This window comes from Flavobacterium tyrosinilyticum (assembly GCF_023656565.1).
Taxonomy (GTDB): Bacteria; Bacteroidota; Bacteroidia; order Flavobacteriales; family Flavobacteriaceae; genus Flavobacterium; species Flavobacterium tyrosinilyticum.
Genome location: NZ_JAMOKG010000003.1, coordinates 380,000 through 391,935, shown reverse-complemented (window position 1 = coordinate 391,935; position 11,936 = coordinate 380,000). Strand labels below are relative to the sequence as shown.

General features: G+C 34.5%; 9 protein-coding genes. 1 reads left to right on the top strand and 8 read right to left on the bottom strand.

Going from position 1 to position 11,936, the window contains the following annotated elements:
- Window positions 1–190 precede the first annotated feature (190 nt).
- Window positions 191–1,144, top strand: coding sequence for a bifunctional helix-turn-helix transcriptional regulator/GNAT family N-acetyltransferase (locus NCC77_RS16110; protein ID WP_250836513.1), 954 nt, complete (start codon window positions 191–193; stop codon window positions 1,142–1,144).
- 77 nt (window positions 1,145–1,221) lie between these two features.
- On the opposite strand, the gene NCC77_RS16105 is transcribed toward NCC77_RS16110, so the two are convergent.
- The 8 genes from NCC77_RS16105 to NCC77_RS16070 all read right to left on the bottom strand — a co-directional run bounded on the left by NCC77_RS16105 (window position 1,222) and on the right by NCC77_RS16070 (window position 11,910).
- The gene (locus NCC77_RS16105; RefSeq protein WP_250836512.1) at window positions 1,222–2,421 is read right to left on the bottom strand and encodes an NAD(P)/FAD-dependent oxidoreductase; all 1,200 of its coding nucleotides are present in this window, start codon (window positions 2,419–2,421) and stop codon (window positions 1,222–1,224) included.
- Window positions 2,418–2,933, bottom strand: a complete 516-nt coding sequence (locus NCC77_RS16100; RefSeq protein WP_250836511.1) for a low affinity iron permease family protein — start codon at window positions 2,931–2,933, stop codon at window positions 2,418–2,420. The genes NCC77_RS16105 and NCC77_RS16100 overlap by 4 nt, the downstream gene beginning before the upstream one ends.
- Window positions 2,934–2,935: 2 nt before the next feature.
- A complete protein-coding gene (locus tag NCC77_RS16095; RefSeq protein WP_250836510.1) occupies window positions 2,936–5,755 on the bottom strand; it encodes an AsmA family protein in 2,820 nt (939 codons plus the stop codon).
- A gap of 181 nt (window positions 5,756–5,936) precedes the next feature.
- Window positions 5,937–6,773: an MlaD family protein gene (locus NCC77_RS16090; RefSeq protein ID WP_250836509.1), complete on the bottom strand. Its 837-nt coding sequence runs from the start codon at window positions 6,771–6,773 to the stop codon at window positions 5,937–5,939.
- 23 nt (window positions 6,774–6,796) lie between these two features.
- Window positions 6,797–7,573 (bottom strand): ABC transporter ATP-binding protein, encoded by a 777-nt coding sequence (locus NCC77_RS16085; protein ID WP_432442327.1) that lies wholly within the window; start codon window positions 7,571–7,573, stop codon window positions 6,797–6,799.
- Between the two features lie 4 nt (window positions 7,574–7,577).
- Window positions 7,578–8,336 (bottom strand): MlaE family ABC transporter permease, encoded by a 759-nt coding sequence (locus NCC77_RS16080; RefSeq protein ID WP_250836507.1) that lies wholly within the window; start codon window positions 8,334–8,336, stop codon window positions 7,578–7,580.
- 264 nt (window positions 8,337–8,600) lie between these two features.
- Entirely contained in the window at window positions 8,601–10,871 is a 2,271-nt protein-coding gene (locus tag NCC77_RS16075) for a glycosyltransferase (RefSeq protein WP_250836506.1), read from the bottom strand.
- Window positions 10,852–11,910, bottom strand: a complete 1,059-nt coding sequence (locus NCC77_RS16070) for a glycoside hydrolase family 130 protein (RefSeq protein ID WP_250836505.1) — start codon at window positions 11,908–11,910, stop codon at window positions 10,852–10,854. Before NCC77_RS16070 ends, NCC77_RS16075 begins: the two co-directional genes overlap by 20 nt.
- Window positions 11,911–11,936 lie beyond the last annotated feature (26 nt).

Below are 11,936 nucleotides of genomic sequence, written 5' to 3'. Positions count from 1 at the left end.
GAAACTCAGAATCTTAGCAACTTAACCTTTCAAAAAAATACTGTCGCTAGCTCTAAAGCACAATATATAAACGCTAAGGTTCTAAAATTCTATAGTTTTCAAAAAAAACTTAGAATCTTAGAACCTTAGTTTCTTAGTGTCTAAAAAAAACATACATTTGCATAACTAATTATATAATTAATTATTGGTTATGGAATTTTTTGATAAAGTTGGAAAAGCGGCTCTTGGTAGTCGTTTGCGTTTAATGACTGCTGTTGTTACAGATGATGCTGCTAAAATATATGAATTGTATGGGGTTGAATTTGTACCGAAATGGTTTCCTGTATTTTATACCTTGGCAGAAGAACGCGAAATTACCATTACTGAAATTGCTAATGAAATTGGACATTCTCAGCCTTCTGTCAGCAAAATTATTCAGGAAATGATTGGTGCTGGATTGATTAAGGAAAGCGCAAAAACAGATGATAAAAGAAAGAATAATGTCGTTCTTACTGAAAAAGGAATTTTGATTTCGAAGAAAATCAAACAGCAGTTGGAAGATATTGATGTTGCGATTGAAGATATAATTGCGGAAAGCAAACACAATCTATGGGCTGCACTGGAAGAATGGGAGTTTTTGTTGGAGCAAAAATCTTTAATTAAGAGAGTTAGCGAACAAAAGAAAAAGAGAGAAAGCAAAGATGTGAAAATAGTTAACTATAAGACAGAATATCAGGAAGCTTTTAGGGCGTTGAATGTAGAATGGATTTCCAAGTATTTCGAAATGGAAGAAGCCGATTATAAAGCGCTCGATAATCCTGAAGAATATATTATAAAAAAAGGAGGAAAAATTCTTGTGGCGCTGTATGAGAATGAACCTGTAGGTGTCTGCGCTTTGATTAAAATGAATAATTCTGAATATGATTTTGAGATGGCAAAAATGGCTGTTTCTCCAAAAGCACAAGGAAAAAGCATTGGCTGGCTTTTAGGTAAAGCTATCGCAGAAAAAGCAAAAGAATTGGGAGCAAAAAAAATATATTTAGAAAGCAACACCATCTTAAAACCCGCAATAAATCTCTATTATAAATTGGGTTTTGAGAAAGTGTTTGGTCTGGAAACTCCTTATAAAAGATGTAATATTCAGATGGAGTTGGTGCTTGGTTAAGTTACTAAGGTTCTGAGATGCTAAGACTCTAAGAAAAAAAACTTAGCAACTTAGTATCTTAGAACCTTAGCATCTTTCTATCTTCCAAATCTATAATAATCTAAATCTGTGTTTTTTTTATTATTAAGTGAATCCAAGATTGAATTCATCCCGATTACGCTAAAAGTGATTCCGTTACCTCCGAAACCCAAAATGTAATGTTCGTTTTTTCTCGGATTAGGTTTTCCGAAATAGGGAAGACCGTCTTTGGTTTCTCCAAAAGTGCCTGCCCAGGAATAATCAATTTTAAAATTTAAGTCAGGAAATCTTTTAAAGAATTGTTTTAAAAGATAGGTTTCTTTTTTAGGGAGCAATTTATCTCGTTTCGCTGCGTCTTTAAAATCCTCATCTCCTCCGCCCATTATGATGCGATTATCATCTGTAGTTCTAATGTAATGATAAGGAGATGCTGTGTCCCAAAAAATCGTGTTTTTAAAATTCTCTGGAAGATCGGACTGACTTTCAGAAGTGATAACGTAAGTGCTTTTTAAATCCACCACTTTTTCTTTTAGCATTTCTGTGCTTTCGTAACCTGTGCAATGTATGATATGATCTGCTGTAATAGAATATTTATTGTCAGTGGTTGCAATAATTTTGCCTTTTTGATGCTGAATAGAAGCGATATTGGTTCGGTCAAAAATCTGCATTCCTTTTTCATGGCAATGAAACAGAAGATCGGTTGCCAATTTAAACGGATCCATAACAGCAGCGGTTTTAGATTCTACACCAGCAATTGCATTCAATCCCATTTTTTGCAATTCTGATCTGCTTAACCAGCTGATTTCGAAACCATGCTGTTTTCTAGCTTTAAATTCATTTTTTAGATAAGGAACATCTTTTTTTAGTGTAGTAAAATAGACGCTTTTTTTAAACTCAAAACCACAATCGCATCCCACAGTATCAATTATATTTCGAAGATCGAAAATGGCTTTTTTTCCATTTTGATAACTGTCTATGGCACATCTAGCGCCACGTAGTTTTATGAGCTGATGCAAAGGAACATCAATTTCATATTGCAATAAGGCTGTACTGCCAGAAGTGCTTCCGCCACAGACATCTCTGCGGTCTACAAGAACAATTTTTTTTCCTTCGTTTAATAATTTGTAAGCTGTTAAAGCTCCTGTTATGCCTCCACCAATAATCAAAATGTCGGTGTGGATATCAGAATCTATTGAAGGATAACTTTGTTTAATGGCATTTTTTAATGGCCAATACGTTTCAGTAGAGCTCAATTTCATTTTTTGGTTATTTTTTTAGAGGTGTTTTTGGTATTATTTTTAGTGTTATTTGGTTTACTTTTTTTCTCTTTTTTGCGACTATGAACTTCTTCTGCTTCGGCAATAGAATGCGATGTTCTAATCGTTTTGTCTTTTTTTGCCAACTGGCTTAAGTGATGGTAATATTTCTGAATAATCTTCATCTCTTCTTCGGTCATATTTTCGACATCAACAAGGCTATTGCTCGATAAATCGTTGGATGCCACTAGCTCGTTTAATTTTAACTGAATGGCAAGAGAATCTTTATTTTGTGCTTTCTGAATCAAAAAAACCATTAAAAAAGTGATAATCGTTGTGCCTGTATTGATTACCAATTGCCAAGTTTCAGAATAATCGAAAATTGGCCCTGAAATAGCCCATCCAATAACAAGAAAAAGAGCCCCTATAAAAGCGGGTGTGCTTCCAGCGGCTTTAGAAACTTTTAAAGCAAACTTCTCGAATGAACTGTTTTTATGCTGAGATTTTGAATTCATTGCTATTTTGTTTTGGGTTTGCTAACTTTTTCTTTTCGAATTACTTTATTGTTTTTTTCATCATAAACAGCCGGATTAATTTCTTGTCCTGTTTTACTGAATATTTTAATTTTTGGAGCGTCGTGTGTTCCAGTAATTACAATTGGAAAACCTATAATTCCGAAAAGCGGAAGTCCTAAACGCATTCTTAAATCCAGAAGTCCGTCAAAGCTTGTAGTTCCTTTAATAGTTGGCCTAAAACTCGCTACGCTAAAGGTAAATGGCTCAATATTTATAAGATTCTTATCTATAGTCGATTTGATTTCAATTCCTTTCATGTCCGGATTGTTCAAACCATTTTGTCCTGTTTTAGAACTAATTCCATCAAAAAGTTTCAGACCCTTAATTTGAACATCACGTAAATTAATGGTTCCTCCGCCGTGCATAGATTCATAAATAGGTCCCATATTTCCGTTCAAATCTCCTTTTACTTTATAGTCAACAGAGATTTTTCCGTGCGCTTTTTCAGCGGCAGTAACCATATCATGAAACATCGGAATTTCTTTGTAAGCTCGCTGTACATCAAAGTCTTTTGCTGTAAAATGAGCATCAAAATGGGCCGAGGTCGGAGACTCGTCTTTATACAATGCATTAATCCCTAAAACACAGTCGATGATATTAAAGGTAATATTTTCTAAGTAAAATCCTTCTTTTTTCACACCTATTTTTCCATTCAGTTTGTTAAATATCAATTTATTGAATTCTATTTTGTCTGCATTTGCATTTAAAGTGACATTTAGGTTTTCTGGAATAATGACCACACCGCTCATTTTCGGATGATCTTCTTTAGCATATTCGACTTCTAGGTTTCGATCTTTATTTTCGCCTTCTTCAAGCGCCATAAATTCATCTACATTAATCAGTTTTGATTTTAAGTTGAAATTGCCGCTCAAAGTCCCTTTTGATTCTAAGAAATAATTGATGGTATTGAGCAGATAACCGTTAATGTCAAAATCTGATTTTCCGTACGAAGCATTGAATTTTTCAAACCACATTTTTTCATTCTGAAAACGGAAATTCCCTTGTTTGATATAAAAAGCTTTCGGAAATAATTCTGAAGTTGCTTTTATGTCTTTTAGCAGCAATGTTCCTCTGTTATCCAATTTATCATATTGGCCGGTTGTAGCGTAGCTTTGTTTTCCTTTTAAAGAAAGATCTGCTTTGGCATAACCTGTTAAGTCAAGCCCTTTTTGAGAGAAAACCTGATAGATTCTGCCTACATTCAGTTCTCCTTTAATTTTGGCATTATAAGCCAAATCGCTAAAATCGGATAAAGTGGCATTGACATAAACCGGATTTCCTTCAAAAACAAAAGAAAAAGGCGCGACTGCAACAATCAGATCCTGATAAGTTCCCGCTTTATTCAGCATATTAGCTATAAAAGTGATATTGGTAATAGGATTGGGATAATATTTTGTTTTAAGCCAGCCGTTTCGCAAAGAAATGCCTCCGATCGTTTTAGGAAATAATTTTTTTGTGGTGCTAAAAACGCCTCGAGCCTTAATATCGGTTTTTAGAATTCCTTTCAAATCCATATTTTCCAATCCTAAAGCAGCATCAACAACAGCAAGGTCTAAAGCGCCCTTCACGCTCGCATTAATCGACATTTCGCTTAAACCTTTGCTGTGCAGATAAGCATTAAAATAATCTTTTTCGCCCACTTTAAACTTCAAGGTTCGCAAATTAACCAGTAATTGTTCGGTATCTAAAGAGGGAAGCATGGCATTCAAATCCATTTGAAAATCGGTTAAAGGAACTGGAGCATTTTTATAATTTACCGAGCCTTCATTAATTTTTAAATTGAAAGCCAAGTTTGGTTTTTGTTTTTTCTGAACGTTATAGTCTCCTTTAAAAGTGAGCAGTAAATCACTACGTCCTGAAATCTCTGTTCTTTCCAGCCACGTTAAATATTCGGGTGGCATTACAGACAATAAATCTTTTACCGTTGTATTCTCTGAAGCCGCTTTAATATTGATTTTATACCCATCTCTTAAAATGGAAAAAAGACCAGTAAACTTTAAAGGCAGTTTATTGATATGAAGTTCATTTTTTTGTAAAATAAAAGTAAGTGCGTGTGTATTGATTCTTGTAATTAAATCGGCACTGACTTTTTTCTTTCTTAAGTAGCCAGTTCGATCATAATAGAAATCCAGTTCGTCAATTTTAGCATCGGTTGCCAAGTCAAAAATATCTTCGCTCAAATTTCCTTTTCCAATATAATTAAAGCCTTTTGCATCAACTAGAATCTTTGCCGAACGGTCGTTATATTTGACGTGGCAGTTTTGTAAATCAATACGTTCCAATCGAATTGCTGTTCCTTCTTCTGGAGCATTCGGATCTTCTTTTTTGTTTCGATCTTCGGGTGCTACATAAATATTATAATTGGCTTGACCTTTTGTGTTGACCATTACATTTATTAAAGCATCGGAAACATAAAGTTTATTGATTTTAACTTCGTTATCAAAAAGCAGCCTTTTGATATCAATTCCAAATGCAACTTGATCAGCTCTTAATAAAGTATCATTGCTGAAAGGTTTAGATCCTGTTAAAGATAAATCGTCTAGCGAAACAGTTAATGATGGAAAATGCGTAAAAAACGAAAGTTTAGATTTAGTAAATTCCAATTTAGTATCCAGACGCTCGTTAGCAATTTTCTTCACTTCCGAAGCGATTTTTCCAGGAAAAAGCAACGGAATAATAAACAGCAAAAACAAAATTACCGCAATCGTAATTCCAGTAATTTTTAAAACTTTTAAGGCGGTATGTTTGAATTGACTTGGCATATAGTTTTAATTGTGAATTGTGAATTTTGATATACTAGGCTTTTCAAAATATTTGTCCTCCTGAGCCAAGTCGAAGGACACGTCCTAAGAACGCACAGAATAGATTAAACATGCGATCCTTCGACTTCGCTCAGGAAGACATAAAATGAGAATTGGAATTTGGAGTTTAAAAATTTGGAATTTAATTTTTAATTTCTGCCTTTTTAGCGTCTTCCTGTTTTTGCTTTTCTTCTTTCTCTTTTTGCTCCTTTTCTTTGGCAGCTTTTTCTTCTTTCTCTTTTTTAGCTTCTTCTTGCTTTTCTTTCTTTTCCTCTTGTTTCTCTTTTCTTTCTTCTTGCTTCTCTTTTTTCTCTTTTTCTTTTTTCTTGAAATAGCCTCTAAATAGGAAATTGCTTTTTGCCGCTTCCATATTTTCACTGAAGCCTTTTGTACCTGTTTCTAGATTAGAAAGCGTATTCGAAACGCTGTTGGCCATTTTATCATCTTTGACCAATCTTGCTAAAGCGCCGTTTCCGTTGTTCATGCTGTGGCTAAAAATGGCTATTTCGTCTGAAATCACACCGATATTATCGACGCTTTTCTTAACGCTTTTCATTATATCGTGCATTTCAATTCCGTCAACAGAAGCAATCTGCCCGTTGTCTTCAATCTCTTTTTGGGATTTAGCGCCTGGAGAAATGGTTAAAACTTTGTCGCCCATTAAACCATCTGAACCAATACTGGCCGTGGCATCCGTTTTAATGAATTTTCGAACTTCTTCTTTCATGACCAAAACAACTCGTACTGTCGAGTCATTTTTTAACTGAATTTGTTCTACTGTTCCAACATTAATTCCAGAAAAGCGAACATTATTTCCGACTTCTAAACCGCTTACAGTTTTAAACTGAGAACTAATATGAAAGGTTGAACCAAAAAGATTTTGCTGTTTTCCGATAAAATATACGGCCATTATAAAAAGCAGTAAACCTATCGTTACAAACATTCCTAATTTCCAAGTATATCCAGATTCCTTTTCCATGATTTCTATTATTTTATTTTGCTTTATTCAAAAAATGAGCGTACCCATTCGTCTTCGTCTTTTTCTAATTCTTCGTATGTTCCTTCGGCGTGAATTACTCCTTCTTTTAAAACTACAATTCGATCGGCGGTCATTTTTGCGCAGGCCATATCGTGAGTAATAATGATGGAAGAAGTTTTTTGTTTGTGTTTAATATCCAAGATCAATTCGCTGATTTCTCTTGAAGTTATCGTGTCCAAACCCGTTGTGGGTTCATCGTACAAAATAATTTCTGGTTTTAAGATTAGCGTGCGCGCCAGACCAATTCTTTTTTTCATACCGCCCGAAAGTTCAGAAGGCATTTTGTCAACGGCATCGGCAAGACCTACACTTTCTAATGCTTCCATTACTTCATTATCAACTTCTTCTTGGCTTAAATCACGTTTGTGTTTGGTCAAGGTAAAAGCGAGATTTTCTCTCACGGACATCGAATCGTAAAGTGCACCACTTTGGAACAAAAATCCGATTCGGACTCTAATTTCATTCAGCTCGCTTTTTGTAATATTAAGAACGTTTTCATCAAAAACTTTGATTTCGCCTTTGTCCGGTTCTATTAGCCCAACGATACATTTTATCGTGACTGATTTTCCAGAACCTGAACGTCCTAAAACCACTAAATCTTCGCCTTTATTCAAAGTAAGATTTACGCCCTTTAAAACGGCATTATCTTTTCCAAAAGTTTTATGAAGATCTTTAATCTCGATAATGGGAGTTTTATCTTTCTCTTTTGTTTTGGGTTCTTTATGTAGTTTTTCTTTCATCATTTTAAAAGAATAAATCGGTTATTTGAACAGCAACCATATCTATAATAAAAATGCTCAACGACGCTGTTACAACAGCAGAATTGGCAGCCTGACCCACACTTTCTGTTCCGTTAGAAGCATTAAAACCTTTGTAACAGCCAATCATTCCTATAAAAAATCCAAAAAAGAAAGTTTTAATAGTGGCTGGAAAGAGATCTAAGAATTCTAAGGATTGAATGATCTGGGTTAAAAATCTATAGAAGTTGACATCGCCATGAATGTTAATGCCTACATAACCGCCAATTATTCCGACAGCATCGGCAAAAAACACTAAAAGCGGAACCATCAAAGTGCAGGCTAGCACTCTTGTTACCACTAAATAGTTATACGGATTAACGGCAGAAACTTCCATAGCATCAATCTGTTCGGTTACTTTCATTGATCCTAATTCGGCTCCAATTCCAGATGAAATTTTTCCGGCACAAATCAATGCAGTAATTACGGGTGCAATTTCTCTTATCAGCGAAAGCGCCACCATTCCAGGAAGCCAAGATTCTGCACCAAATTTTACCAACGTCGGACGCGATTGCAGTGTAAGTACCAATCCCATTATAAAACCGGTAATAGCGACCAATGGCAGAGATTTATATCCTATAACATAACATTGTTTTAGAAACTCCTTGGTCTCATAGGGCGGAATAAAAACCTCCTTAAAAAACCTTTTGGCGAATAAGGTGGTCTCTCCAATTTCGGCGAATGTATTTTTAATAGCAACGATCAAAATGTTTTGGTTTTAAGGTGAATGATGTGAAATGAAAATCAATTATTTAACACTTTTTTCAAATCATTAAATTATATAGGAAAGTTAGCTCAATACTTGTTAAAATATATTACACAACTTTTCATCAGCCTTATATAATTTTCATAAGCTCACAATAATTAAAACACTTTGACGTTGCTGCCCGCAAACAAAAAATCCCTTTCATTAAGAAAGGGATTTTCAGGGTTTAAAAATGAAGTATTTGGTTAGCTCCAGTATTTTTTCTTATAAATTTATAGCAATGCCGCTTCTTGATTTTTGTATCGGAATAACACGCGATTGTGACATGGCTAGTTTTTCCATTAGTAATCTTGCGGTTAAATAGCAAACAGTAGATTCTGCGCCTTGGTTTAAGTTTACATTGTGTTTTTCAAGTCCGTCATAACCCCCGCCGCTTACAGGATTATACATAATCTGATTCAAATGATTTTTACCTAAAAACCAGTTAAAGGCCGCTTTCATTTTCTTTTTATATTCTGGTGTTTTAAAGGCATTATAAAATGCATTTAAAGTTTGAATTGTGTAAGTAACATCAATGGGCTGTTCACCGTATTGATCAGGCTCTGAACCTTTATGATGCCAACTTTGGTTAGAAATGGCTTTAAAGTTTCCATCGACAAATGTTTTAGAAATTAAGAAGTCTAATGAATCTAGTGCCACTTTTTTATAGACCGGTTTATTGGTAATTAAATAAGCATACAGCATCGATTCTGGAAGAGTTCCATTTCCGTAAGTCAGATAATTTTCAAACCATTGCCAATCTTCTGTTGCCGTGTCTTCATAGTTGGCCAAAAGTTTAGCATTCAATTTATTGATGATTGCGGCAACGTATAAATTAGGAACTGTAGTATGGTACAAATACAAACCTTTTGTTGCAAAACCAATAGAACGTGGCGACTGAATAGTTTCGGTCCATTTTAGAGAGTTTAACAAACATTTTGTTGCTTTTTTTGTAATAGCTTCAGGAAGAATGTCTGACATAGAGACTACAGTTCCTAAAGCCCAAATAGCTCTTGCATTAGAATCTTCTAAATTTACTTCAGCATTTTGTTCTACATGTTCGCGGTTTTCCTGATCGACATAATTGATAAAGTCTCCTTTTGGTTTTTGACAGCGTTGAATGAAATCTAAATAAATTAAAATATAAGCTAGATCGTCTTTGTCCTGAGTTTGTTTGTAATGCATACAGAACGCAATTAAAGCTCTTGCATTATCATCTAAAGTATATCCTGAATCTAAATCTGGAATAGAAATTTTACTGAACTGAATAATTCCTAATTCTGTAGTTAGTTTTTTGATATGTTTTAACTGAATAGGAGGATAGCTGTATTTGATCTCTGACGGGTTTTTGATCAGGTTTTTATACGTATTCATATGAGTTATTGCAGCATTTTCCCAAGAAGAGGCACGCATTTTTGTAAAAGAATTGATCCCCATTTCGTGTCTCAAATTCTCATCTCCAATCAATTTAATTGCGGCCTCAGCAAACTGATCGACATTTCCAATATCAACTAAAATACCAGAATCTGGAGTTAATACTTCTTTGGTATGCGGAATTTTGGAAGCCACAATCGGACATGCGCAACTCATTGCATAAGCAAAAGTGCCGCTTACTGCCTGATTCGGGTCTTTGGATGTAAACATATAAATATCTGTTGCTTGTAGATATTCTAAAAGTGCATCGGTATCTAAATATTGATTGACAAAACGAACATTATCCTGAAGGTTCAATTCTTTCACGATGCCTTCTAATTTGTCTCTGTAAGTATCGACACCGTCTTTTATTAAATTGGGGTGTGTTTTTCCGATAATTAGATATAAAGCGTTTGGTGCCTTTTCGATAATTTTTGGTAGAGCCTGTAAGCCTGTTTCTATATTTTTACCTTCACCCAAAAGGCCGAAAGTTGAAAGTACTAATCTGTCTTGAATATTTAATTTTTCTTTTGCCTTTTCTGGAGTTTCATATATTACAATATGGGTTCCATGGGGTACGCAAGTAATTATTTCTTCATCAATTTCATAGTCATTAATTAGAATTTCTTTAGATCTATTAGTCATCACAAAAACCGAATTGCTGTAGCTCAACAATAGCTTTACGAATGTTCTCAATTCGTCATTTGGATTCGGAATAACACTATGAAAAGTATAAGTAACAGGGGCTTTAATAACATTTAAAAATTCTAAAAGATCATCTCCGTAATTTCCTGAAAACAAACCAAATTCATGCTGAATATGAACTAGTTTCACAGCTTCATCCTTATTGATTTCTTCTGCTACTTTAGCATATTCTGCTTTATTTTTTGTGTTTAAGGTATATGCCTGTGTCGGATGCTCCTTTGGTTCATTAACCAGTTCGCAAATTTCACATTTTATAGATTTACCGTAAACGTCTGTAATTCCTTTTATGGTATCTTGCGTATAAGTTGCTATGCCGCATTGCGTTGGCGGAAAAGTAGATAAAAAAACTATTTTTGATTTATTTGATATTGTCTTCATTGGGATTCTTTTTTAGCTCGGTTAATAACTCGTTCAGGTTCAAGGAGGCTACCGCAATCTTATCATCGGCAGCGCCATAGTAAATATATAATTGGCCGTCAAAAATGGCAGTTCCAGTCGGGAAAACCACATAATTGACATAACCATGTCTTTCATAATATTCAGAAGGAGTAATAATGGGTTTTGGCAGTCGTCCTATAACTTTTGATGGATCTTCTAAATCCAGTAAAACAGCGGCGGCATGATAAACCAATCCTTTTTCTCTTCTTTCTGCAGCATGATATATTAAAAGCCAGCCATCTGCTGTTTCTATTGGCGGGGCTCCTGGACCGATATGACTTGTTTCGTGATCATATTTAGGTTCCATTACAATGTAATCTGGAAGATTTTTTAAATAGTTTTTCCAAAAATCTTCTGTTAATTCTGATTTCTTTTCAAACGAAAAAATCTGAATCGATGGAAATATGCGATGCAAGGCAACAAATTTCCCATTGAATTTTTTCGGAAAAAGAACTACATTTTTATCCCAAACAAACAGATTCTCTTTAATAGTTTCCGTCAGCGGATAATTTCTTTCGGTATTAAAAGCCAAAATCTTAGCGATGCTTGGATTTTGTAAATGCTTTCGAATCAAATTTGTAAATTCGTGAAGCATGAATTTTGGCGTTATAATTCCTTTCTTTTTAAAAACTTTTAAATCTTTTGAAATCGCCAATGCGGCACAGGCGTTAATTCCGTCATAAGTAACATAAGTCATGTAAAACCTATCGTCAATTTTGGTAATCCTCGGATCTTCTACACCATGAATTTCATAAATATAATCTGGTACAAAGATGGGCTGTGTATTTCTTTCGACTAATGTTGTTGGTCCTTCAAAACGGCAGTAACCAATAGTAGAAAAGTTCCCTCTTTTTGCAGCTCTATAAAACATGTGAACAGTATTTTCGTCTTGATAAATCGCAGGATTTAAAACACCTAATTCTTCAAAATTTCGATCTGTTTTTTCTAAAATGACACCATGTTTTGTAGCTTCCATCATTATGGTTAAAAATTTTATCTAAAATT